23 protein-coding genes are annotated in these 22,342 nt (G+C 63.4%); 16 read left to right on the top strand and 7 right to left on the bottom strand.

What is annotated here, in order from left to right:
• The first annotated feature begins 92 nt into the window (after positions 1-92).
• Genes FNB15_RS09485 through puuE form a run of 3 tightly spaced genes read left to right on the top strand, consistent with a single transcriptional unit; the run spans position 93 to position 3,566 of the window.
• Entirely contained in the window at positions 93-1,328 is a 1,236-nt protein-coding gene (locus tag FNB15_RS09485; RefSeq protein ID WP_144068464.1) for an allantoate amidohydrolase, read from the top strand.
• A gap of 13 nt (positions 1,329-1,341) precedes the next feature.
• On the top strand, positions 1,342-2,577 hold the full coding sequence (locus FNB15_RS09480) for an ArgE/DapE family deacylase (RefSeq protein ID WP_144068463.1): 1,236 nt from the start codon (positions 1,342-1,344) through the stop codon (positions 2,575-2,577).
• A 5-nt stretch (positions 2,578-2,582) separates the two neighbouring features.
• The gene (gene puuE, locus FNB15_RS09475) at positions 2,583-3,566 is read left to right on the top strand and encodes an allantoinase PuuE (protein ID WP_144068462.1); all 984 of its coding nucleotides are present in this window, start codon (positions 2,583-2,585) and stop codon (positions 3,564-3,566) included.
• 95 nt (positions 3,567-3,661) lie between these two features.
• Here puuE and FNB15_RS09470 read toward each other — a convergent pair whose 3' ends face one another.
• Positions 3,662-4,300 carry a TetR/AcrR family transcriptional regulator gene (locus tag FNB15_RS09470; protein WP_221932783.1) on the bottom strand — a complete coding sequence of 213 codons (639 nt, stop codon included), beginning with the start codon at positions 4,298-4,300 and terminating at the stop codon, positions 3,662-3,664.
• Positions 4,301-4,431: 131 nt separating this feature from the next.
• On the opposite strand from FNB15_RS09470, the gene FNB15_RS09465 reads away from it, so the two are divergent.
• From FNB15_RS09465 to FNB15_RS09425, 9 genes are all read left to right on the top strand, one after another.
• Positions 4,432-5,169, top strand: coding sequence for an SDR family oxidoreductase (locus FNB15_RS09465; protein WP_144068461.1), 738 nt, complete (start codon positions 4,432-4,434; stop codon positions 5,167-5,169).
• Between the two features lie 169 nt (positions 5,170-5,338).
• Positions 5,339-6,358, top strand: a complete 1,020-nt coding sequence (locus tag FNB15_RS09460; protein ID WP_144068460.1) for an NAD-dependent epimerase/dehydratase family protein — start codon at positions 5,339-5,341, stop codon at positions 6,356-6,358.
• A gap of 289 nt (positions 6,359-6,647) precedes the next feature.
• The gene (locus tag FNB15_RS09455; RefSeq protein ID WP_144068459.1) at positions 6,648-7,964 is read left to right on the top strand and encodes a TackOD1 domain-containing metal-binding protein; all 1,317 of its coding nucleotides are present in this window, start codon (positions 6,648-6,650) and stop codon (positions 7,962-7,964) included.
• 12 nt (positions 7,965-7,976) lie between these two features.
• On the top strand, positions 7,977-9,314 hold the full coding sequence (locus tag FNB15_RS09450; RefSeq protein ID WP_144068458.1) for a glycosyltransferase family 2 protein: 1,338 nt from the start codon (positions 7,977-7,979) through the stop codon (positions 9,312-9,314).
• Between the two features lie 25 nt (positions 9,315-9,339).
• Positions 9,340-10,371, top strand: a complete 1,032-nt coding sequence (locus FNB15_RS09445; protein ID WP_144068457.1) for an HlyD family secretion protein — start codon at positions 9,340-9,342, stop codon at positions 10,369-10,371.
• Positions 10,372-10,442: 71 nt separating this feature from the next.
• Complete coding sequence (locus FNB15_RS09440; protein WP_144068456.1) at positions 10,443-11,627, top strand: benzoate/H(+) symporter BenE family transporter; 1,185 nt, start codon at positions 10,443-10,445, stop codon at positions 11,625-11,627.
• Between the two features lie 62 nt (positions 11,628-11,689).
• A complete protein-coding gene (locus FNB15_RS09435; RefSeq protein ID WP_144068455.1) occupies positions 11,690-12,091 on the top strand; it encodes a hypothetical protein in 402 nt (133 codons plus the stop codon).
• 93 nt (positions 12,092-12,184) lie between these two features.
• Positions 12,185-13,816, top strand: a complete 1,632-nt coding sequence (locus tag FNB15_RS09430) for an anti-phage dCTP deaminase (protein WP_144068454.1) — start codon at positions 12,185-12,187, stop codon at positions 13,814-13,816.
• Entirely contained in the window at positions 13,816-13,998 is a 183-nt protein-coding gene (locus FNB15_RS09425) for a hypothetical protein (protein ID WP_144068453.1), read from the top strand. The genes FNB15_RS09430 and FNB15_RS09425 overlap by 1 nt, the downstream gene beginning before the upstream one ends.
• A gap of 43 nt (positions 13,999-14,041) precedes the next feature.
• Here the strand turns inward: FNB15_RS09425 and FNB15_RS09420 are convergent, their stop codons facing one another.
• The 4 genes from FNB15_RS09420 to FNB15_RS09405 all read right to left on the bottom strand — a co-directional run bounded on the left by FNB15_RS09420 (position 14,042) and on the right by FNB15_RS09405 (position 16,861).
• Complete coding sequence (locus FNB15_RS09420) at positions 14,042-14,683, bottom strand: glutathione S-transferase family protein (protein WP_221932782.1); 642 nt, start codon at positions 14,681-14,683, stop codon at positions 14,042-14,044.
• A 4-nt stretch (positions 14,684-14,687) separates the two neighbouring features.
• Positions 14,688-15,320 (bottom strand): LysE family translocator, encoded by a 633-nt coding sequence (locus FNB15_RS09415; protein ID WP_144068451.1) that lies wholly within the window; start codon positions 15,318-15,320, stop codon positions 14,688-14,690.
• 270 nt (positions 15,321-15,590) lie between these two features.
• Entirely contained in the window at positions 15,591-16,382 is a 792-nt protein-coding gene (locus FNB15_RS09410) for an alpha/beta fold hydrolase (protein WP_144068450.1), read from the bottom strand.
• 53 nt (positions 16,383-16,435) lie between these two features.
• On the bottom strand, positions 16,436-16,861 hold the full coding sequence (locus FNB15_RS09405) for an organic hydroperoxide resistance protein (RefSeq protein WP_144068449.1): 426 nt from the start codon (positions 16,859-16,861) through the stop codon (positions 16,436-16,438).
• Positions 16,862-17,005: 144 nt separating this feature from the next.
• Here FNB15_RS09405 and FNB15_RS09400 point away from each other — a divergent pair, with 144 nt between their 5' ends.
• On the top strand, positions 17,006-17,476 hold the full coding sequence (locus tag FNB15_RS09400) for a MarR family winged helix-turn-helix transcriptional regulator (RefSeq protein ID WP_144068448.1): 471 nt from the start codon (positions 17,006-17,008) through the stop codon (positions 17,474-17,476).
• Positions 17,477-17,556: 80 nt separating this feature from the next.
• Here FNB15_RS09400 and FNB15_RS09395 read toward each other — a convergent pair whose 3' ends face one another.
• Positions 17,557-18,126 (bottom strand): PRC-barrel domain-containing protein, encoded by a 570-nt coding sequence (locus tag FNB15_RS09395; protein ID WP_185973794.1) that lies wholly within the window; start codon positions 18,124-18,126, stop codon positions 17,557-17,559.
• 352 nt (positions 18,127-18,478) lie between these two features.
• Here FNB15_RS09395 and purB point away from each other — a divergent pair, with 352 nt between their 5' ends.
• Together purB and FNB15_RS09385 are read left to right on the top strand one after the other, a co-directional pair.
• Positions 18,479-19,858: an adenylosuccinate lyase gene (gene purB / locus FNB15_RS09390; RefSeq protein WP_144068446.1), complete on the top strand. Its 1,380-nt coding sequence runs from the start codon at positions 18,479-18,481 to the stop codon at positions 19,856-19,858.
• Positions 19,859-19,941: 83 nt separating this feature from the next.
• A complete protein-coding gene (locus tag FNB15_RS09385; protein ID WP_144068445.1) occupies positions 19,942-20,823 on the top strand; it encodes a haloalkane dehalogenase in 882 nt (293 codons plus the stop codon).
• Here FNB15_RS09385 and FNB15_RS09380 read toward each other — a convergent pair whose 3' ends face one another.
• Positions 20,824-21,288: a VOC family protein gene (locus tag FNB15_RS09380; protein ID WP_144068444.1), complete on the bottom strand. Its 465-nt coding sequence runs from the start codon at positions 21,286-21,288 to the stop codon at positions 20,824-20,826.
• 86 nt (positions 21,289-21,374) lie between these two features.
• Here FNB15_RS09380 and gcvA point away from each other — a divergent pair, with 86 nt between their 5' ends.
• Positions 21,375-22,286: a transcriptional regulator GcvA gene (gene gcvA, locus FNB15_RS09375; protein WP_144068443.1), complete on the top strand. Its 912-nt coding sequence runs from the start codon at positions 21,375-21,377 to the stop codon at positions 22,284-22,286.
• Positions 22,287-22,342: the final 56 nt, after the last annotated feature.

The raw sequence follows: 22,342 nt of genomic DNA, 5'->3' as shown, positions 1-22,342 counted from the left end.
CCTGCGGCAACCCCGCTTGGCCTCGGCTGTGGCCCGATGCTATGTTTCGGAAACTGTATACAATCTCCCCGCGTCACGACAGGACTACAGCCATGGCCGCCACCCGCTTCGCCGACCGCATGCTCGCGCAGCTCGACGAACTCGGCCGCATCAGCGAAAGCCCCGACGTCCTGCAGCGCACCTTCCTGACGCCCGAGCACCAGACCGCCCATCTGCGCGTCGCCGAGTGGATGCGCGAGGCCGGCATGGAGGTGGAACATGATTCCGCCGGCAACGTGGTCGGCCGCTATGCCGGCACCGACGCATCGGCGCCCGCCCTGATGACCGGATCGCATCTGGATACCGTGCGCAATGCCGGCAAGTACGACGGCATGCTGGGCGTGATCGCGCCGCTGGCCTGCATCGCCGACCTGCACAGGCGCGGCAAGCGGCTGCCATTCGCCATCGAACTGGTCGGCTTCGCCAATGAGGAGGGCACCCGCTTCGGCGCCTCCATGGCCGGCAGCCGCGCGGTCGCCGGCGTGTTCGACAATTCCATGCTGAAGCAGACCGACAAGCAGGGCATCAGCATGGGCGAGGCCTACCAGGCTTACGGCCTCGACCCGGCCAGGGTCGGCAGCTGCGCCCGCAAACCGGGCAGCATCGCCGCCTTCATGGAACTGCATATCGAACAGGGCCCGGTGCTGGAGAATGAAGGCCTGGCGCTCGGCGTCGTCACCGCGATTTCCGGCGCCAAGCGGCTGCGCGTCGAGGTCACCGGCCTCGCCGGCCATGCCGGCACCGTGCCGATGGGCCAGCGCCAGGATGCGCTGCTCGCCGCCGCCGAAGCCGTGCAGTATATCGAGACGCGCTGCACCGGCACGCCGACACTCGTCGGCACCGTGGGTGTGCTGGAATGCCTGCCCGGCGCGATGAACGTGATCCCGGGCAAGGTGAATTTCTCCATCGACATCCGCGCCGCCGAGGACACCGTGCGTGATGCCGCGATCGCAGACGTGCTGAAAGAGATCAAGGCGATCTGCGCCCGCCGCACGCTCGAAGTGAAGATCACCGAGTTGTATGCCAGCACCTCGACTCCCTGCCATCCCGCCCTGATGGATGCCGCCGAGACTGCTATCAAGGCGCAGGGGCTGCCGACCATGCGGCTTCCATCCGGCGCCGGCCATGACGCCGCCACGCTGGCGCCGCTCTGCCCCATCGGCATGATCTTCATGCGCTGCACCCGCGGCATCAGCCACAATCCGCTGGAAGCCGTGCTGCCCGAGGATGTGGAAGTCGCCACCGCCGCATTGATGCATTTCATCGAGAATTTCAAACCCGTCCAGTGATCAGGCTTTTCCCATGACCATCGACAAGGCCGTTGCCACGGCGATCCACGATTTCGTCACTGCCGAGCAGCGCAACATGGCCGGCATGCTGGCCGAGCTGGTGAAGGTGCCGTCCGACAATCCGCCGGGCGACTGCGCGCCCCACGCAAAAAGAGCCACGGCGTTGCTCGAGCAGCTCGGCTTCACCGTCGAGCAGCACCCGGTGCCGGCCGATCTGGTGCAGGCCAACGGCATGATCACCTGCACCAACCTGATCGTGCGGAAAAAATTTGGCGAAGGCCCCGTCGTCGCCATGAACGCGCATGGCGACGTGGTGCCGCCCGGCGAGGGCTGGAGCGTCGATCCCTTTGCCGCCGCCGTGAAAGACGGCGTGATGTATGGTCGCGGCGTGGCGGTGTCGAAATCCGATTTCGTCACCTATGCCTATGCTCTGCTGGCGCTGCAGAAACTTGGCAAGCCGATCAGGGGCACGATCGAACTGCACCTGACCTACGACGAAGAGGTCGGCGGCGGCATTGGCCCGGAGTGGATTCTGAAAACCGGCCTGTCGAAACCCGACTATGCCTTCTCGGCCGGCTTTTCTTACGCCGTGACGACCGCGCATAACGGCTGCCTGCATCTGGAAGTGATCGTCAACGGGCTGTCCGCCCATGCCGCGCGGCCCGATACCGGCCATGACGCACTGGAAGCCGCGAACAAGGTGCTGACCGCACTCTACGCCTATCGCGATACGCTGAGTGGCACGCGCTCGAAGGTGGAAGGCATCACCACGCCGTCGCTGGTCGTGGGGCTGATCAAGGGCGGCATCAACACCAATGTGGTGCCGGATCGCGTGTCCTTGCGTCTCGACCGCCGCATGATCCCGGAGGAAAATCCCGAGCAGGTCGAAGCCGGTCTGCGCGACCTGATCGCAAAGACCGTGCAGGGTCTGCCGGGCATCAGCGTGCAGATCAACCGCGTGCTGCTGGCGCGGCCGTTTGGCGACGTGCCCGGCGTGGAAAAACTGATCGATATGCTGACGCGCCATGCGACCGAGGTGATGGGCAAGCCGGTCGGCACCGAGGGCATCCCCCTGTATACGGATGCGCGGCATTATTCGGCGGCCGGCGTGAAGACCGTGCTGTATGGCGCCGGGCCGCGCAACCTGCTGGAAGCCAACGGCCATCGCGCCGACGAGAAGCTGGTGTTGAGCGACCTCTACAAGGCCACCGAAGTGGTGGCCCGCACGCTGTACGAACTGCTGAGCTGAACATCATGGCCGCCAAAAAGAAAAACCCGAAGAAGACTGCGAAGAAAGTCGACATTGTTGCGGCCGCATTGGGCAAGACACCCTATCCGCGCGACCTGAAAGGCTACGGCCCGAATACGCCCGATCCGAAATGGCCCGGCGGCGCGAAGGTCGCGGTCAGTTTCGTGCTCAACTACGAAGAGGGCGGCGAACGCAGTATCCTGCATGGCGACAAGACCTCGGAAGTCTTCCTGACCGAAGTGCCGGGCGGCACGCCGCGCGAAAAGATGCGCGATGAGCAGGTGGAATCCGTCTACGACTACGGCAGCCGTGCCGGATTGTGGCGCATCCTGCGCCTGTTCAGGGAGCGCGGTATTCCCTTCACCTCCTGGGCCGTCGGCATGGCGGTGGCGCGTTATCCCGAAGCGGCAGCCGCGATGCAGGAGCAGGGTCACGAAGTCGCCAGCCATGGCTGGCGCTGGTTCGACTATTCACGCATACCGCTCGCCACCGAGCGCGCGCATATGAAGCTGGCCATCGAGGCCATCAAACAGGCGACCGGCGTGGCGCCGCAGGGCTGGTATACCGGGCGGCTGTCGTCAAACACGCTGAAACTGGTGACTGAGGAAAAGAGCCTGGTCTACGCCTCGGACTCCTACGACGACGACCTGCCCTACTGGACCAGCATCGGCAAGAAGCCGCTGCTGATGCTGCCCTATACGTTTGACAACAACGACATGAAATTCGGCCAGCTGCACGGCTTCGCCACCGGCGCAGAGTTCGAGAGCCATGTGAAGGATGCCTTCGATGTGCTCTATCGCGAAGGCAGCGAGGGCGCACCCAAGATGATGACCATTGCGCTGCATTGCCGCCTGATCGGCCGACCGGGTCGCGCCGCCGCATTGGCGCGGCTGATGGATTACATCCAGAAACACGATAAGGTGTGGATCGCGCGCCGCATCGACATCGCGCAGCACTGGAAGACAGTGCATCCGTTCAAGGCCGCCTGATCGTCGTTCTCGGGCTCGACCTGAAGACCTTTCTCCGGTCGGCCGGGGATGGTCGGCCAATAAGATCTCCCTGGACCCGACCGTGACGGGGTTGGCTAAATCTTTCCCGCCATCCCATCCCAGGCCGCCATCGCGCCCTCCACGGTCGCCAGCAGCTGCTTCTTGGTCGCGCCATCGCGGGCCTGGATCGACATGCCCTGCATCAGCGTCGTGTAAAACATCGCCATCGCCACCGGATCGGCGGCTTTCGGCACATCGCCAGCCGCGATGCCTCGCCTGATCCGTGCCGCCAGGCCATCCACCGCCGAACGCCGGGTTCTGGTCATCAGGGCACGCACGCTTTTGTTCTCCGGTGTGCCGGTGATGGCGGCCAGCACCGCCATGCAGCCCGGCGGCTTCTGCGGATTGACATAGTCCATCGCATGAAAGCGCAGCATGGCGGCGAAACCCTGCTTCGCGGTCGGCGCTTCCTGCAGCAGCCGCTGCGGCGCGGCGCCTTCACTTGCCTGATAGAGCGCGAGCGCTTCCTCGAACAGCGCTTCCTTGCAGTCAAAGGCCGCGTAAAGGCTGGGCGCGTTGATACCCATCGCCCCTGTCAGATCGCTTAGAGACGTCGCTTCATAGCCGCGCTGCCAGAAAACCTGCATGGCGGCCGTGAGAGCTGCCGCGCGGTCGAAGCTGCGCGGGCGGCCCTTTTTCGCGGCTTTCGACTTTGTGACCTTGCGCACGGCCATGACCGTTTCCTGCTGTCTCATTCCAATTCTGTAGCAATCGATAAATAAAGCGCTTGACCCCTCCCGGCAAGGCCCTATCCTCCGCTTCTCATTCTGTATCGATCACTACATAAACAAAGGAAACCTCCCCCATGACAAATTTCGGGACCAACCTGAACCTGAAGGGCAAAGCCGCCCTGGTGACCGGCGCCAGCCGCGGCATCGGCGCCGCCATCGCCAAAGCACTCGCCGCCGCCGGCGCCGATGTCGCCATCACCTATTCCAGCTCGCCCGACAAGGCGGCGGCCGTCGTCAAGGAGCTTGGCGGCAAGGCAATCGCCATCCGGGCCGACAGCGCCGATGCCAAAGCCGTGCAGGAGGCCGTGACGCAGACCGCCAGGGCCTTTGGCCGCTTCGACATCCTGGTGAACAATGCCGGTATCGTGACCTATGAGGACACGCTGGAAAACATCGACAAGGTGCTGGCGGTGAACACGCGCGCACCCTATGTGGCGGCACTGGCCGCCGCAGAGGTGATGAAACAGGGTGGCCGCATCATCACCATCGGCTCCTGCCTCGGTGAAAACGTGCGCCAGGCCGGCATCACGCTCTATTCGATGAGCAAGGCGGCGATGACCGGCATGACCCGCGGCCTGGCCCGCGATCTTGGACCTCGTGGCATCACCGTCAACGTGGTGCAACCCGGCCCGATCGACACCGACATGAACCCGGCCGACAGCGAATATGCCGCGTCGCAGGTCGCCAATACCGCGCTCGGCCGCTACGGCCATACCCGAGAGATCGCCGATACGGTGGTCTTCCTGGCCAGCGAGGCCGCCAGCTACATCACCGGCGCGCAGATCGCCGTCGATGGCGGCACCAACGCTTAAGAATCAGTGCGGCCGACGGCGCCGCCACGCGCGCCGTCGGCCATGCCTGTTCCCCGGCGCTCCGCAATTGCCGGTTTTCCGGCCATATCGGCCACCGCCTCCGCCGTAAGGAACCGATTGTTCCTGCAAGCGTTTTTCAGTTCAGTCCGTTTGAACTGGGACGCGCGACATGCCCACTTACCTTGTCACCGGCGGCTGCGGCTTTATCGGGTCCCATCTGGTGGATCTTCTGGTGCGCCAGGGCCATCGCGTGCGCGTGCTGGACGATCTTTCCAGTGGCCGCACCCACAACCTCGCGCCCGAAGCCGAACTGATGATCGGCGATGTCGCCGATGTCGCCATCGTCACGCTGGCGATGAAGGGCGTCACCGGCTGCTTCCATCTCGCCGCCAATGCCAGCGTGCAGGCCTCGACGGAAGACTGGCTCGGCGCCCATCGCACCAACCTCACCGGCACCATCACCGTGTTTGAGGCCGCGCGCAGCCGTGCCGTGCCGGTGGTCTACGCCTCGTCAGCCGCCGTCTACGGCGACAGCGCAGACCAGCGCCTGTCGGAAATGGCGCCGACCAGGCCACTCAGCGCCTATGGCGCCGACAAGCTGGGCTGCGAACTGCATGGCCGCATCGCCGCCAGCCTGCATGGCGTGCCCACCGCCGGCCTGCGCTTCTTCAATGTCTATGGTCCGCGCCAGGACCCCGCCTCGTCCTATGCCGGCGTGATCAGCATCTTTGCCGCCCGCGCCCTGGAGGGCGAAGCCATGACGATGCATGGCGATGGCGAACAGACGCGCGATTTCATCTTCGTGGCCGATGTCGCCGCGCATCTGGTGGCGGCCATGGACCGTCTGCTCGAGCGCCAGCGCGACGGCAAGGCCGCCGCCAGCGCCGTTTTCAATGTCTGCACCGGCCAACCCACGCGCATCCGCGAACTGGCCGCCGTGATCGCGCGGCTGAGCGGTCGTCCGCTGCAACTGCAATCCACGCCGGCCCGCACTGGCGACATTCGCCGCTCGCTCGGCGATCCGTCGGCAGCGATCCGCCATCTGCGCATCGCCGCCACCACCGCGCTGGAAGACGGCCTGCGCCAGACGCTGAGCCGCCTGCAGCCCCCCACACCGACGGATATCCCGGGTCTCGATCCAGTCACGCCGTTTGGCGTCCACTGGTCGAGCCGCCTGCTCTCCCAGTAACTGCACATATCCCCACACCACTGCGCGCCAGCCCATTTCGGCTGGATGTGTCGCTGCGCGCTCTCGGGGGCAACTCTCGCCGCGCCTGCCTACTGCCACGCCACGCTGAGACGAGTAACACAAGCAGAACGGGCGGTTCCGAGAGATGTGCAGACAAGTTCAATAAATTTTTTCCGCATTCTTCTGCAATTATCTCTCAGCTCGACCGTTCGGATGCTGCATACAAACGCAAGTCTCGCCGATGCCATGCGCGATTTACGAGTGTGCCGACGAACCAAAGAGAGACACGATGCCCTGGCATATTCTGGCAATCGGCCGCATCAAGAGCACGCTGCCGGCGCATGACGAGATTCACTGGCTGGACGATCCGCAACAGCCAGCCGATGCCGTCGCCCTGTTCGATGGCGCAGCTTTGCCACCCGGTCTGCCACCAGCTTTGCCGGTGATCGAGTTCAGTGGCGAAACCTCCAGCCTCGCCGCCGACTTTGCCGCCCCGGTGCTGTCCAGTCCCGAACAGCTCGACGCCATGCTGGCAGCACTGGCGCCGATCAGCGAGCGGCTGGGCGACTGTTCCAGTGGCGGGTTGCATGCGCCGGGCAGCGGGCTCGACATCCTGTGCCTCAGCCACAGCCGCGCGCAGCCGATCCGCGCCGCGCGCGATCCGGCCTCGCCCGCCACGCTCAACTATCCGCTGCTGCGGGGCCGCGCCGCGCTCGACATCATGGCGCAGCGCACGGCACTGGAAAGCCTGGCCGGCCAGAACCTGCTGGAACGTCGTTTCGCCGCGCGCGTGCTGTGCTGCCCGGCCTGTCGCAACGGTCGCCTCGCGGCGTTTGAGGCCTGCACCGCCTGTGGCAGCGGTAACCTGACCGAAGAAGCCATCGTGCATCACTATCGCTGCGGCTTTCAGGATGGCGAAAGCCGCTTCCTGCAGGGCAATGACCTGATCTGCCCGAAATGCAACCAGGAACTCCGCCATTTCGGCGTCGACTACGGCCGGCCCGGCGTGATGCAGCGCTGCCTCAGCTGCATGCAGGTGATGAGCGAGCCGCAGCCGCGTTTCCACTGCCTCGATTGCCACACCGTGTCACGCGGCGAACAGGCGCGGCCGCTGGACTGGTTCGACTACAGCCTGACCGAACGCGGCATCGCGGCGCTGCGCAGCGGCGAACTGCCGGCCGAGGGCGTTGAGGTCACAGGCATCTTCCCGCGCACTTTCGCATTGAAGGATTTCGTACTGCTGCTGCGCGGCCAGCTGCTGGTGGCGCAGCGCTATCGCCGGCCGCTCACCCTGGGCCGCATCGGCATCGGCAACCTGGCTGCGCTCCGCCAGCAGGCCGGTATTGCCGCCGGCGGCGCCACCATCCGGCTGTTCTCGCAGATCCTGGTCGAGTCCCTGCGTGATACCGATTTCGTCAGCAGTCCGCGCGACGACCTGCTGCTGGTCGCCATGCCGGAAACCAGCCCGCAGCAGGCCGAAGGCGTATTCACCCGCATCGGCGCGGCGGCCGACCGCCATCTGGCGCTGCCGGTACAGCTCGAGTTTGAAGCCGTGCCGGCCGAACGCGCCGGCCTGATGCTGGACGAACTGGCCGCGACGGCATAAGGCGGCGGACCGATGCAGGACATCATCGCCACCGTTGTTTCCGGCGTTCAGCTCGTCTTCGCGCTGGATGCGCGCGACCTGATCCGGCTGTTCTGGTTCATGATCGTGCTGGAACTGCCGCGCTACCTGATCGGCGCGCTGGTCTTCTTTGGTTTCAGCCTGCGCCGCATCGGCCTGCTGCATTTCTACGATGCCTCGGCCGAAGACCCCGGCCAGCCGGCACTGGAACGCCGGAGCTTCAGCGTCATTATCGCCGGCCATAATGAAGCACTGGCGCTGCCTTCCTGCATCCGCTCGATCCTCGAACAATCCGTCATGCATGACACGGTGCAGGGCTTCCGGCGCGGCCAGATCGTGGTGGTGGACGATGGCTCCAGCGACAATACGGCGGATGCGATCGCCGACCTGCAGCGTCAGGGCCTGGTGGATATCGCGCTGTCGCTGAAACTGCGGGGAGGCAAATCGGCCGCCACCAATCTCGCGCTGGCGCATTGTCACCATGATGTGGTGATCGTCGTGGATGCCGACACCACCTTCGACCGCGACGCCTTCGAACGCCTGATCGCACCTTTCGACGACCCCAGGGTCGGCGCGGTGGGCGGCAACCTGTTCGTGCGCAATGCCGGCCACAGCCTGACCACCATGTTCCAGGATATCGAATACCGCATCTCGATCTCGCTCGGCCGCCGCGTCAGCGAGATGCTGGATATCCTCGGTATCGTCTCGGGCGCCTTCGGCGCCTTTCGTCGCAGCGCGCTTGATTCCGTCGGCGGCTTCGATGTCGAGATCGGCGAGGATGCCGACCTGACCATGAAGCTGCGTTCAGCCGGCTGGAAGCTGGTCTTCGAGCCGCGCGCGCGTGCCGGCACCGACGTGCCCGAAACGCCGATTGCGCTGATCCGCCAGCGCCTGCGCTGGGACCGCTCGGTGATCACCATCTGGCTGCGCAAATACAAGCAGCTGCTCAATCCCTTCCACGAGAATTTCCGCATCACCAACGCGCTGGTGATCTGGGATGTGTTTTTCATGCAGGTGGTGGTCGCCGGATTCTTCTTCGTCTATCTCGGCTGGCTGATCGTCACCTTTGGCTGGTTCGGCTTCGTACTGCTGTTCGCCACGCTCGCCGTCTACACGGTGATGGCCGCCATGATGCTGCTGATCGCCGGCCTGGCCGACAACGACCGCGACGTGCTGCGGCGGTTTCTCTATCTGCCCTATTACGTGGTGTTTGCCTGTTTCGTGATGCGCGCCGTGCGCTTCTACGCCGCGGTGGATGAATGGGTGTTCCGCAATTCCTATCAGGATTCCTATGTGCCCCGGCGTGTGATGCGTCAGGTCGAAGACTACTAATCAGAAACGATAAAAAGGCTGCCTCATGCGACGCCTGCGTCTCCGTCCCCGCGCCGACACCCTCAACAACGACATCCGCCGCAGCACCGTGGCCTGGACCCGACTGGTCTATTTCGGCGTCCTGCTGCTGCTCGGCCTGTGGTTCGGCGATTTCCTGTTCGGCTCGTATCTCTATCTCAAGAGCGAGGGCATGGTGATTGCGCCGAGCGCGACGATCTCGACCGAATATCCCGCCACCGTGCGCGATGTCAGCGTGCGCGAAGGCGACCACGTCACCGCCGGCCAGCGCATTGCCGGAGTGTCGTCGCAGCAGGTGTCGGAAAGCGTGGCCCGGCTGACCAGTGAGCTGGCGCGGCTGCGCACCCAGGAAGCCCAGCTGCGCATCCAGGGCGAACGCAACGGCTCGCTGCTCGGCCTCGCCTCGCAACGCAGCCAGCTCGCCAGTGAAACCCGCGAACGATATGAGACGCTGCAGCGCCGCGGCATCCTGCCGATGGACAAGCGCATGGCGGCGATGGACAGCGAATACCGCAGCCTGCTGGATTCCGGCGCACTGAAGGCCGAGACGGATGCGATCGAGCAGCAGCTGCCGCGTCTGGCCTCGGTCATCGACAAGGCCGAGGCCGCGCTGGACAACATGGATCGCCTCTACGGCAGCGGCGATGTCATCGCGCCCATCGACGGCATTATCGGCCGCCGCAATGTCGAGACCGGCACGGTGATCACGCCGGGCGATGTGCTTGTCGAGATTTACGGCAATGAAAGCTATGTGCTGGCCTATGTTCCGACCGGCACGCTCTACAGCGTGAAGGCCGGGGATCGCGTGGTGGTGGAATGGGGCGTGCGCAGCGCATATGGACGCATCGCCGCGATCGAACCGGTGGCGATGGCGCTGCCGAAGGAATTCCAGACTGCCTTCAAGCCGGTGGCGCGCAACCAGCTGCTGCGCATCGAGTTCGAGGATGCGAGCGACCGGGCCAGCCTGCCGCCGTTGTTTGCCAAGGTCGGCATCCACAGCGGCGGCGTCATCGGCCGGATCATCGGCACGATTTTCTGACCCGGCCTCATCCCCGAGCAGGTGGGGGATGATGGTGGTTTTGGTGGCGATATCTCGCTTAGTATTCGCCCATGTCACCCACCGCCCCCTCCCCCTCCCTTGCCCCCGCCATTGCCGCCGGCCTGCTCTCGGCTTTCGTCGGCTTTGCCTCGTCCTTTGCCGTCATCCTGCAGGGCCTGATCGCAGTCGGTGCGACACAGGCGCAGGCCGCCAGCGGCCTGATGGCGCTCAGCCTCGCGATGGGCGTTTGCGCGATCTGGCTGTCTTTACGCACGCGCATGCCGGTCAGCATCGCCTGGTCGACGCCGGGCGGCGCGCTGCTCGCCGCCAGCGCCGGCCATGAGATCGCCGGCGGCTTTGCCGGCGCGGTCGGCGCGTTTCTGATCTGCGGCGCGCTGCTGACGTTGGCTGGCCTGTGGAAACCGCTCGGCCGCGCCGTCGCTGCGATTCCCTCCGCACTCGCCAACGCCATGCTGGCCGGCATCCTGCTCGGGCTTTGTCTTGCGCCGGTCAAAGCCGTCGCAGCACTTCCCGTGGCTGGCTTGAGCATCGTGATCGTCTGGGCACTGGTGGCCAAACTCAAGCGCCTCTGGGCGATGCCGGCCGCCGTGCTGGTCACGCTCGGCTTCATCGTTGCCGGCGGCGAACTCGGCGCGCTCGATGTCGCCACGCTGTGGCCGCAGCCGGTGTGGGTAGCGCCGCAGTTTTCGTTCGAGGCGCTGCTCGGCATCGCACTGCCGCTGTTCATCGTCACCATGGCGTCGCAGAACATTCCCGGCATCGCCGTGCTGCAGGCCAACGGCTACAAGCCCGATCCGGCGCCGCTGTTCCGCGAGACCGGCATCTTCTCCGTGCTCGGCGCGCCCTTCGGCGGCCATGCCGTCAATCTCGCCGCCATCACCGCCGCCATCTGTGCCGGGCCCGAGGCACATCCCGATCCGGGCAAGCGCTGGATCGCCGCCGTCGTCGCCGGTGTCGGCTATATCGTCTTCGGCCTGCTGGCCACGGCGGCGACGGCGGTGTTCAGCGCCGCGCCCCCTGTTTTGATTCAAGCTGTCGCGGGTCTCGCTCTACTAGGCGCCTTCGCCAATTCGCTGGTCACGGCGCTGAGCGACATCGAAAGCCGCGAGGCCGCCGCGATTACCTTTATCGTCGCGGCCAGCGGCCTGACGCTGTTCGGCATCGGCGGCGCTTTCTGGGGCCTGGTCGCCGGCGGCGCGATCCTGGCGCTGACGCGGTGGAAGCGCCAAGGCTGAACAGCCATCTTGAGCGGAACCTCGGCGGTGGCAGCGGGTTAACCTTTCAGGAGGAACCCGCCATGTCAGAGCCGAAACCGCAGACCCCGCCCGACGACAAGGCACCAAAGGACAAGGTGCCCGGCGACACGCCCGATTACAAAAAGCCCATCGGCGATCCGCCCAGCAGGGAAAAGCCGCAGACCGTGCAGCCGCAGCAGCAGTTCACGCTGGAGCCCGGCGATCACGGCCGCGGCAGCGGGCCGCTGCATACCGAACCGCTGGTGAAGCATTCGCCGCAGCAGGAACGCGTCGGACCCGGCACCTATGGCAACGACCAGTTCGCCGCCGAGCATCACGACGATTTCGTAAATGACCGCGAGCTGCCCGAAGGCCTGTGCGATCCGCAGGGTGGTCCGCTGCGCCCGACCGCCAAGCCGAAGGAAGACCGCTACGGCCGCATCGGCGGCGAGGGCAAGGGCTGATGGTTACCCGAGTACCATATTATGTCGCACTTCAATTAACGTCAGGTGTAAAATTCCTGCTAATCTCCACCTCGCGAATCGGGCTGGGTGGGGATGGCGAATCGCTCAAAAGTAATTCCGAAAAAGACTAAGCACGCGGAAAAGCGGGCACGAGATAAAGCTGCCCGCACCCCACAACAGAAAACTGCTCATAAAAGCCTCGAGCCGTTAACCGGTCCCGAACTGGTATTTGGCTTAGTCGGACCAATTGGGACCGATCTAAATATGGTCTCACATGTTCTTGAGGAAGAATTAGGCCGGGTAAATTACAAGACCTGCTTAGTGCAGATTAGCCAATTAATGCACATCTTAGATTCCGACCTCCCCACTTCCGGTCCGGAAGACGAGCGCTATTCAACACATATGCAAGCTGGGACGAGGCTGCGCGGAGAGTTGGGCGAAGACCTGTTTGCATTACTGTCTTCGGCAAAGATTTCTGCTGAACGCGCCAATCTGACTCAAGATCCAAACAGCCCTGCAAAAAGACAAGCCTATATCATTCGGTCGTTAAAACACCCTGAGGAAGTTGAGGTCTTACGGAATATATATGGCCGCGCATTTTATCTTGTCGCTGCGACTGCCCCAAGAGACTCCCGCAAATCCGCTCTGGCGGAGAAAATTGCAAAGTCCAGACACAAACCTCCAGGGTCCGACGAGTATTTACCGAAAGCAGAGGAACTGATCGTTTGGGATGAAGAAGAGGCCAATGTTGAGTATGGACAACGAGTCAGAGATACCTTCCCGCTTGCAGATCTTTTTATCGTTGCGACAGAGAAGGCCACTGTTGAAAAATCTTTGCGCCGCTTCGTCGAACTCATTTTTGGCCATCCATTCCACACACCGACAAAAGATGAATTGGCGATGTTTTATGCGCGAGCAACCGCGCTGCGATCTGCTGATCTATCAAGGCAGGTAGGTGCGGCAATAACCACAACAGATGGCGACCTTCTATCCGTAGGCTGCAATGAGGTGCCAAAATTTGGCGGTGGCCTGTATTGGGATGGAGACAATAACGATGCTCGCGACTTTAAAGTTGGCTACGACTCTAGCGCCAAGAATAAACAAATATTGTTGCAAGAACTCTTGCAGCGCTTGAAAGAATCTAAATGGCTAACGGATGAAAAAGTCGAACTAGATGCGGCTGAATTAGCTGAGCAAGCACTTCGAGGAACTGCTCGGCCTTTACGAGGAACACGAATTTCCGAACTTTTGGAGTTTGGCCGAATTGTCCATGCCGAAATGGCGGCGATTACCGATGCCGCCAGAAGAGGCACCCCTTTAAAAGAAGCGAAGCTTTACTGCACAACCTTCCCGTGTCACATGTGCGCACGACATATCGTCGCGGCGGGAATTAAAAGGGTGATCTACATTGAGCCTTACCCAAAAAGCATGGCAAAAGGCCTTTATAGGGATTCTATTCGCGTTGACAGTGGAATAGAATCCGATCATGTGACGTTTGATCCTTTTATTGGCATAGCTCCAGGCCGTTTTATGGATTTGTTTGAGAAAACCAAACGCAAAATAGACAATGGAGATGCAGTTGAATGGCAACCCGCAGCCGCACTTCCTCGGTTAAAGCGGTTAGTCCCCTCCTACATCTTCATTGAGCAGATGGCTAAGTTGGCACTCAGAAATACGCTTGAAGCTAAAGGCTTCGGCCATGCGACTGCTGGAGGAGAACTCTGATGAGCGAAAAGCCAAAGATTGGAAGTGAGTGGCTAAAAGCTCAACTTGACCAGGTTTCAAAAGAGCTTGATAGCTGGCCTCAATGGATGAAAGATCAAGCTCGATCCATAGAGGTTGGAAGTTCTGGAAAGCTTCGCGATAGCTCGCCTCATACTGATCAGCCAGTGAGAAAGAAAGCATAGCTTTACTTTCAAACTGTGGCTCAAAGTATTTAGATAATAATCCTCAGACATCTGTGCCGGCGCGAGTCTGCACCATCGCAGGCCACGCGCCCATGCGCTGCCACCACTTCTCCAGCCGCGGATGCGCCGCCATCATGGCGCGGCCCTCGTCCGTCATCGCCAGACAGGCCAGCATCGGCGCAGCGTGCAGATCGGCGAGTGTGAGCGCATCACCGCAGAGATGGTCCTGATCGCCGAGAATATCCGCCAGCACCGCATGGCACGCCGCCACCTTTGGCAGGCTCGCCGCGACCTTCTGCTCATCCGCCGCTTCGCCGCGTTTGGCCTTCGCGACGCGTTCGACAAAAATGCCCCAGACGCCGTGGCCGTAGAGATAGCTGTCGCAGACCGACATCGCCTGCGTCATCCGGGCGCGTGAGCGCGTATCCACCGGCTGCAGCGCCGGGCCTGAAAAGGCCTCATCGACATAGCGCAGGATGGCGGCCGTCTCGAACAGCGCGAAGCCGTCATGCTCGAAGGCCGGCACCTTGCCGAACGGCTGCCGCGCCAGATGCTCAGTGGGTGCGCCGCCGGGACCAAAGACATGCACCTCGTCGAAGCGATACGGCACGCCCTTCTCGATCAGCGCCAGCCGGGCGCTGCGCGTATAGACGCTGTAGGCCGCGCCGAAAAGCGTGACCGACACGGGCTTAGCGCTTGGCTTCAAGCGCCATGCGCACGGCGAGGCCGGCGAGCACCGTGCCCATCAGCCAGCGTTGCACCAGCAGCCAGACGGGGCGACCGGCCAGGAAGCCGGCGATGCTGCCCGCCGTAATGGCGATCACCGCATTGACGCTGACGCTGATCAGGATCTGCACGAAGCCCAGCGTGATCGACTGGCCCAGCACGTTGCCCTGCTCGGGATTGATGAACTGCGGCAGCAGCGAGAGGTACAGCATGGCGATCTTGGGATTGAGCAGGTTGGTGATCAGCCCCATGGTGAACAGCTTGCGCGGGCTGTCCTGCGGCAGTTCCTTCACCTGGAACGGTGAGCGGCCGCCGGGCTTGATCGCCTGCCAGGCCAGGAACAACAGATAGGCCGCGCCGCCGTAGCACAAAGCCTCGTAAGCGTAAGGCACCACCAGCAGCAGGGCCGTGATGCCGAAGGCAGCGGCCAGCATGTAGAAGACGAAGCCAAGCGCCACGCCGCCCAGCGAGATCAGGCCCGCCACGCGCCCCTGACAGATCGAGCGCGAGATCAGGTAGATCATGTTCGGACCCGGCGTCAGCACCATGCCGAGGGCGACAAGGGCAAAGGCCAGCAGGTTTGCGGTGGTCGGCATGGGGAGACTCGCTGTCTGGAGTTTTCCCCATCCTAGCCGGGTGATCGACGCGTTTCAGCAGCGGAATTGTCGGGAGACATTCTTTAGTCGTCGCTCCCGCACCCGGCGGCTTTGCCGCCTTACATATGCTGTCGCGCACGGCGCGACGGGCGGAGCCCAGTCGATCCGCTTGCGCTGAATTCCCGCTTTCGCGGGAATGACGATCTCTACAAACGGGCAGGCGGGACCCCCAAGGTCAGCCGCCTGCCCGCCGCGTACCGTGATTGCCGCTTAACGCGCGGCCGTCACGGACTCTTTCGCCGCCTGGTCGATCACGTCCGCCACCACCTTGGGCTGCGTCATGAACACCGCATGGCTGGCGGCGACATTTGTCACCTTCGCGTTGATGCGCTTCGCCATATGCTGCAGCATCTTCTGGTCAAAGGCCTTGTCGTCGGTGGCGATCACCGCCCAGCTGGGCTTGCTGCGCCAGGCGGCATTCGTCAGCCTGGTGCCGAAGGCCGACATGGCGATCGGCACCTGCGAGTCGCGCATGAAGGCGGCATCGGCATCCGTCGTGTCGGCGGCGAAGCCGGCCTTGAACTGCTCCGGCTTCACATAGCCATAGCCGTCGCTGTGCACGTCGAGCACGAATTCGGGCGGCGTGGTGAAGCCTTCATACTGCTGCGCCGTGGTCTCATTGGCATCGGGCGACAGCGCCGAGACATAGACCAGACCCGCCACGTTTGGCGCGGTACCGGCTTCGGTGATCACCGTGCCGCCCCAGGAATGGCCGACCAGGATGGCCGGACCGTTCACGCGGGCCAGCGCGCGCTGCGTGGCCGCCACATCGTCGGCCAGCGAGGTCAGCGGATTCTGCACGATGGTGACGCGGTAGCCGCGCGCCGTCAGGTTATCGTAGACGCCGCGCCAGCCGGAACCGTCGGCGAAAGCGCCATGCACCAGCACGACATTCTTGACGGCCTGGGTTGCGGGGATGCGCTCGGCGGCCTGGACGCCAACGGCAGCGAAGACGGTGGCAACAACGGCGGATGCCAAAGCAGTGCGGATATTCGTCAACATGGGAAATGGTCCTTTTTCTCGGGGAGGAAGTTGGGAAGGTCAGTCGGCCAGCGTCAGTCCGCCAGCGTCAGGCGGACATCCAGGCCGTTGCGGGTGGCGTGCGAATACGGGCAGACGATGTGCGCCTGATCGACCAGCTGGCGCGCAACCTCTTCGTCGACGCCGGGCAGTGCGATGGTCAGTTCGACATCAAGGCCGAAGCCCTGGCCGTCCACGCGCTTGCCGATGCCGACCGCAGCCGTGACGCTGCTGTCATCGGTGATCTTCACCTTGCGCTGGCTGGCGACGAACTTGAGCGCGCCGAGGAAGCAGGCGGCATAGCCCGAGGCGAACAGCTGCTCGGGATTATTACCGGCGCCGCCGGGGCCGCCGAGTTCCTTCGGCGTGACCAGCGCGACACTGAAGGCGCCGTCAGCGGTGGCGGCGCGGCCGGTGCGGCCGCCGGTGGCAGTGGCTTCGGTGCGATAGAGAATGTTCATGGCGTCTCTCCTAATTAAATAGCGATAATTGTTATCGCGATAAAGATTATCTAACCCCATCCCCGCCAACCGTCAAGCATAATTTTTATCGCGATATGTATTTTTGCGATTATAATCCCCATATGAAGGCGCAGGAGACCCGCCATGACCCAGAAAAAGCCCAGCAATCCCGCACCCTTAGATGATCAGCTCTGCTACGCGATTTATTCTGCCGGCATGGCCATCCAGCGGGTCTACAAGCCCCTGCTCGACGAACTGGGGCTGACTTATCCGCAATATCTCGTGCTGAATGTGCTCTGGCGCGACGACGACCTGACGGTGGGCGCCATCGCCGACAAGCTGGCGCTGGAATCGAGCACGCTGACGCCGCTGCTCAAGCGGCTGGAAGCTGCAGGTTTCCTGCGGCGCGCGCGCAATCCTGAGAATGAGCGCCAGGTTGTCGTCGCCCTGACCGATCAGGGTCGCGCGCTGCAATCCAGGGCCGGTTGCCTCAATGACGCGCTGCTGTCGATCTCGGGACAGCCGCTGGCAAATCTCGGCAGCCTGAACCGCGAGGTCCGGCAACTGCGCGACACGATCTACAAGAATATCGGCGGCTGGGACATGCCGGCGTGAGCTGACACGGCATGGCGGCAAAAAAACGGGCGGCCCGGAAACCGGACCGCCCGCTCTTTCGTCATGCGGCTGCCAGTGCGTTACTTCTTCACGACACCGCTGTCGCTGAAGACTTCACCGCGATAGCTCTTGTCGGAATATTCGTATTCCGGCATCGCCTTGAGCTGATCCTTGGTCAGGGTGGTGCGAACCGTGTCGCCGCCATCCGCCACGCTCAGCGCGGAGGGCTCCACGGCAACCGCGCGGGCGCCCAGGCCAAGGACACCGCCGACCCCGACGATCAGCGACCGGACCTTGCCAGCCGAATCGAGCTGGACCGCCTGCACTTCGCCGATCTTTTCATTCTGGGCATTCTTGAGATCGGCGCCGAGCAGCTCCCTGGCATCGACGCCTGCCATGGCGCCGCCGCCCATCCCGCCACCGGTGCCGGCGGGCGCGGTTGTCATGGTGCTGCTGCCCGGCATGTTGGTCGTGCCGCTGCCCATGCCCGGGGAACCGGTTGAGGGTGTGGTCTGGTCCGAGGCCGCCGGAGGCGTTCCTGCACCGGGCGGCGTGCTGGTGGGGCTCCGGCTCGGGTCGGTCTGGGCGAAAGCCGCGCCCCCCAGGCCGAGGCTGATCACAGCGGCGGTCGCGATGAGTCGTGCTTTCATGTGGATCTCCTGTGCGTGGTTGTCCTGCCAAACCAACCCCGGCGGTGGAGGTCTGTTCCGCCCTCTTGAAACCGGATACATGTTCTATATATGTTCTTGTGGTTGTATCGGGCTGCATCCAGGACAAGGAAAAAGCGAAACGAACGCGCGCGAACCGCTACGAACGCCCACGAACACCCACGAACCGTCACGAACGCTGGCGAAGCGCTACGAACACGTACGAACCGCCACGAACCAAAACGAGCCCCGAACCTTCGCTTGATCCGCATGGCCCGAGCGTCTAAACCAGCCGCGGCCAGCCGGCCTAACCGCCCCTTCCGATTCCGCCATTCTTCTTCTCGCTGAGGCTTCGATGATCCCGCGCTATACCCGTCCTGAAATGGCCGCCATCTGGGAGCCGGAGCAGCGCTTCCGCATCTGGTTCGAGATCGAGGCGCATGCCTGCGATGCCCAGGCCGAACTGGGCGTGATCCCCAAGGCCGCGGCGAAGGAAGTCTGGAAGAAGGGCAAGTGGAAGGTCGACCGCATCGACGAGATCGAACGCGAGACCAAGCATGACGTCATCGCCTTCCTGACCAACCTGGCCGAATATGTCGGTCCGGCCGCACGCTTCGTGCACCAGGGCATGACCTCGTCGGATGTGCTGGACACCTGCCTCAACGTGCAGCTGGTGCGCGCTGCCGATCTGCTGATTGCCGGCACTGATCGCGTGCTGGCCGCGCTGAAAGACCGCGCCTTTGAATTCAAGCTGCTGCCCACGATTGGCCGCAGCCACGGCATCCATGCCGAGCCGACCACCTTCGGCCTCAAGCTGGCCGGCTTCCATGCCGAGTTCCAGCGCGCGCGCAAGCGCCTGGTCGCGGCGCGCGAGGAAGTCGCCACCTGCGCGATTTCCGGCGCCGTCGGCACCTTTGCCAATGTCGACCCCTTCGTCGAGGAATGGGTGGCGAAGAAGCTCGGCCTGCAGCCTGAGCCGGTGTCGACGCAGGTGATCCCGCGCGACCGCCATGCCGCCTATTTCGCGCATCTCGCCGTGGTGGCGTCTTCGATTGAACGTCTGGCCACCGAGATCCGCCATCTGCAGCGTTCTGAGGTGATGGAAGCGGAAGAATTCTTCTCGCCCGGCCAGAAGGGGTCGAGCGCGATGCCGCACAAGCGCAACCCGGTGCTGACCGAAAACCTGACCGGCCTGGCCCGCCTCGTGCGCTCGGCCGTGGTGCCGGCGCTGGAAAACGTGGCGCTGTGGCATGAGCGCGACATCAGCCACTCGTCGGTCGAGCGCGGCATCGGGCCGGATGCCACCATCCATCTCGATTTCGCCCTGCATCGCCTGGCCGGCGTGGTCGAGAAGCTGGTGGTCTATCCCGACAACATGATGAAGAATCTCGACCGCTTCGGCGGCCTGGTGCATTCGCAGCGTATCCTGCTGGCGCTGACCCAGGCGGGCCTCTCCCGCGAGGACAGCTATCGCCTGGTGCAGAAGCATGCGCTGAAGATCTGGCAGCATGGCGGCGATTTCCTGCAGGCGCTCCTGGCTGAAAAGGAAGTGACCGCCAAGATCAAGCCCAAGCAGCTCACCGCGCTGTTCGACCTCGGCTACCATCTCAAGCATGTCGACACCATCTTCGTCCGCGTCTTCGGCAAGGAGGGGGTAATCCCCAAGGCGAAGAAGGCCAAAAAGGCCGCACCGAAGAAGAAGGCGGCCCAAAAGAGCAAGCCGAAGAAGCGCTGACCTTACGTCGGCCCAAACGTCAGGATTGATCCGGCTGGGGTAATCGTGACAGCCTCTCCCTGTAACAACGGGAGAGGGACGCCATGATCGAAGCCCTGCGCACGCCGGACGAGCGGTTCGACAATCTTCCCGGTTACAGTTTCCGGCCACATTACCTGACCCAGGCCAATGGCCTGCGCATGCATTACCTCGATGAGGGCAAGCATGCCGGCAAGACCTTCCTCTGCCTGCATGGCCAGCCGACCTGGAGCTACCTCTACCGCAAGATGATCCCGGTCTTCACGGCCGCCGGCCATCGCGTGGTGGCGCCGGACCTCTTCGGTTTCGGAAAATCCGACAAGCCGCGCGACGACGCCACCTACACTTTCGATTTCCACCGCGACAGCCTGATCGCGCTGATCCGCGCGCTCGACCTGCATGACATCGTGCTGGTCTGTCAGGACTGGGGCGGCCTGCTGGGTCTCACCATCCCGATGAAGATGCCCGAGCGCTTCAGCGGATTGCTGGTGATGAACACCGCGCTCGGCACCGGCGACATGCCGCTCACGCAGGGCTTCCTCGACTGGCGCGCCTGGAACAACAAGAACCCGGACATGGCGGTGGCCAAGCTGATGCAACGCAGCTGCCCGCATCTGAGCGCTGAAGAATCCGCCGCCTATGCAGCGCCCTATCCCGACAAGGACTACAAGGGCGGTGTGCGGCGCTTCCCCAACCTGGTGCCCGATGCGCCCGATGCGCCGGGCGCCGCGACATCGCAGCGCGCGCGCGACTTCTGGAAAAATGATTGGACCGGCACCAGCTTCATGGCGATCGGCATGACCGATCCGGTGCTGGGCCCGTCGGTGATGAACGCACTGCGCAGCCAGATAAAAAATTGCCCGGCGCCGCTGGAATTAGCTGACGCCGGGCATTTCGTGCAGGAATGGGGCGAGCGCGTCGCGACCGAGGCGCTCAGCCGGTTCTGATTACTTGGCGAAGATCGCCGAGTCGTTGGCGAAGGCCTTGAACTCGAGCGCGTTGCCCGAGGGATCGAGGAAGAACATGGTGTGCTGCTCGCCCACTTCGCCCTCGAACCGCACATAGGGCTCGATGATGAAGTCCATGCCGGCTTCGGTCAGCTTCTTCGCCAGCGCCTTCCAGTCCGGGATCGAGAGGATCACGCCGAAATGCTTGGCCGGCACCTGGTGGTCGTCGACCGAGCTGTAGGCCTTGATGGTGCATTCTTCCGGCGCCAGATGCGCCACCAGCTGGTGGCCGTAGAAATCGAAATCGACCCAATGCTCCGCCGAGCGGCCTTCCGCGCAGCCGAGCAGCTCGCCGTAGAACTTGCGCGTGGCGGCAATGTCCTTGACCGGAAACGCGAGATGGAAGGGACGCAGCGCCTTCGCCTGGTTCTGAGCCGGGGCGGTCAACGGAGCAAGGGCATTCATTATGAGTTATCCTCGTTCTGGGGGGCTTGAACTGGGCCGGATATTAGCGGCTGGCGCTCAGCCGGCAACCGATTTAAACTCGCCCCATGATGAGTTTATCTCATATCGATCCTGCCCGGATTCCGGGCGGACTGCCTTCGCTGAATGCACTGCGCGCCTTTGTTGCGGCCGGCCGGCATCTCAGCTTCACGCGTGCCGCCGACGAGCTGCATGTGACGCAGGGCGCCGTCAGCCGGCTGGTAAAGCAGCTGGAGGAAGATCTCGGCGTCAGCCTGTTCAGCCGCGGCCCGCGCGGCCTGGAACTGACCGAGGCCGGCGGCGCCTATCTGCCGCCACTGACCGAGGCCTTCGAGCGCATGCTGGCCGCCACCAAGCTGATCATGCGCAGCACCCGCCCCGCCAATCGTCTGGCGATCACCATGCTGCCGACATTTGCCATGCGCTGGTTCATGCCGCGGCTGGCCGACTTCCACCAGCTGAATCCCGAGATCGCGGTGGATGTCACCAGCGCCGACCGGCCGGTGGATTTCGCCAGCGAGCCCGTCGATGTCGGCATCCAGTACGGCAGCGGAAACTGGTCCGCCGAACTGCATGCCGAATTCCTGTTTCCCGAAACCGTCACCCTGGTGGCGAGTCCGGCCCTGCTGAAAAGCAAAGCACTACGAAAACCGGATGATGTGAAGCGCCATGTGCTGCTGACGCATTCGACCCGGCCCGAGGCCTGGGCCGAATGGTTCGCCTCAGCCGGGCTGAAAGGCAGCGCCGGCAAAGGCCCGGCGTTCGAACATTTCTTCATGTCGATCGAGGCCGCCGTGAACGGGCTTGGTCTCGCGCTGGTGCCGGATTTCTTCGTGGTGCAGGAGCTGCGTGACGGACGACTGGTCGAGCCATTACCGGAATTCCGCCTGCGGCGGCCGGGCGGCTATTACCTGCTCTGCCTCAAGGGCCGCGAACGCGAGCCCGCCATCCGCGGCTTCCGCAACTGGCTGTTCAGCTGAGACTGGACAGGCCTCGGCACTGCCATATATCGCTCGGCATCGCCTTCCCTCCCACC

The organism is Ferrovibrio terrae (genome assembly GCF_007197755.1).
Classification (GTDB): domain Bacteria; phylum Pseudomonadota; class Alphaproteobacteria; order Ferrovibrionales; family Ferrovibrionaceae; genus Ferrovibrio; species Ferrovibrio terrae.
Note: the sequence above shows the minus strand (reverse complement) of the source record. Positions and strands in the feature narration are given on the sequence as shown.

Bases quoted from the DNA above. Each gene is read 5' to 3' on its own strand.
- FNB15_RS09405 (WP_144068449.1), bottom strand. From the start codon at position 16,861: ATGAACATTCTCTATCGCACCGAAGCCACTGCCACCGGCGGCCGCACC.
- FNB15_RS09485 (WP_144068464.1), top strand. From the start codon at position 93: ATGGCCGCCACCCGCTTCGCCGACCGCATGCTCGCGCAGCTCGACGAA.
- FNB15_RS09450 (WP_144068458.1), top strand. From the start codon at position 7,977: ATGCAGGACATCATCGCCACCGTTGTTTCCGGCGTTCAGCTCGTCTTC.
- FNB15_RS09400 (WP_144068448.1), top strand. From the start codon at position 17,006: ATGACCCAGAAAAAGCCCAGCAATCCCGCACCCTTAGATGATCAGCTC.
- FNB15_RS09480 (WP_144068463.1), top strand. From the start codon at position 1,342: ATGACCATCGACAAGGCCGTTGCCACGGCGATCCACGATTTCGTCACT.
- FNB15_RS09435 (WP_144068455.1), top strand. From the start codon at position 11,690: ATGTCAGAGCCGAAACCGCAGACCCCGCCCGACGACAAGGCACCAAAG.
- FNB15_RS09425 (WP_144068453.1), top strand. From the start codon at position 13,816: ATGAGCGAAAAGCCAAAGATTGGAAGTGAGTGGCTAAAAGCTCAACTT.
- FNB15_RS09430 (WP_144068454.1), top strand. From the start codon at position 12,185: ATGGCGAATCGCTCAAAAGTAATTCCGAAAAAGACTAAGCACGCGGAA.
- FNB15_RS09380 (WP_144068444.1), bottom strand. From the start codon at position 21,288: ATGAATGCCCTTGCTCCGTTGACCGCCCCGGCTCAGAACCAGGCGAAG.
- FNB15_RS09445 (WP_144068457.1), top strand. From the start codon at position 9,340: ATGCGACGCCTGCGTCTCCGTCCCCGCGCCGACACCCTCAACAACGAC.
- FNB15_RS09460 (WP_144068460.1), top strand. From the start codon at position 5,339: ATGCCCACTTACCTTGTCACCGGCGGCTGCGGCTTTATCGGGTCCCAT.
- purB (WP_144068446.1), top strand. From the start codon at position 18,479: ATGATCCCGCGCTATACCCGTCCTGAAATGGCCGCCATCTGGGAGCCG.
- FNB15_RS09395 (WP_185973794.1), bottom strand. From the start codon at position 18,126: ATGAAAGCACGACTCATCGCGACCGCCGCTGTGATCAGCCTCGGCCTG.
- FNB15_RS09415 (WP_144068451.1), bottom strand. From the start codon at position 15,320: ATGCCGACCACCGCAAACCTGCTGGCCTTTGCCCTTGTCGCCCTCGGC.
- FNB15_RS09465 (WP_144068461.1), top strand. From the start codon at position 4,432: ATGACAAATTTCGGGACCAACCTGAACCTGAAGGGCAAAGCCGCCCTG.
- FNB15_RS09410 (WP_144068450.1), bottom strand. From the start codon at position 16,382: ATGTTGACGAATATCCGCACTGCTTTGGCATCCGCCGTTGTTGCCACC.
- FNB15_RS09455 (WP_144068459.1), top strand. From the start codon at position 6,648: ATGCCCTGGCATATTCTGGCAATCGGCCGCATCAAGAGCACGCTGCCG.
- FNB15_RS09440 (WP_144068456.1), top strand. From the start codon at position 10,443: ATGTCACCCACCGCCCCCTCCCCCTCCCTTGCCCCCGCCATTGCCGCC.
- gcvA (WP_144068443.1), top strand. From the start codon at position 21,375: ATGATGAGTTTATCTCATATCGATCCTGCCCGGATTCCGGGCGGACTG.
- FNB15_RS09385 (WP_144068445.1), top strand. From the start codon at position 19,942: ATGATCGAAGCCCTGCGCACGCCGGACGAGCGGTTCGACAATCTTCCC.
- puuE (WP_144068462.1), top strand. From the start codon at position 2,583: ATGGCCGCCAAAAAGAAAAACCCGAAGAAGACTGCGAAGAAAGTCGAC.
- FNB15_RS09470 (WP_221932783.1), bottom strand. From the start codon at position 4,300: ATGGCCGTGCGCAAGGTCACAAAGTCGAAAGCCGCGAAAAAGGGCCGC.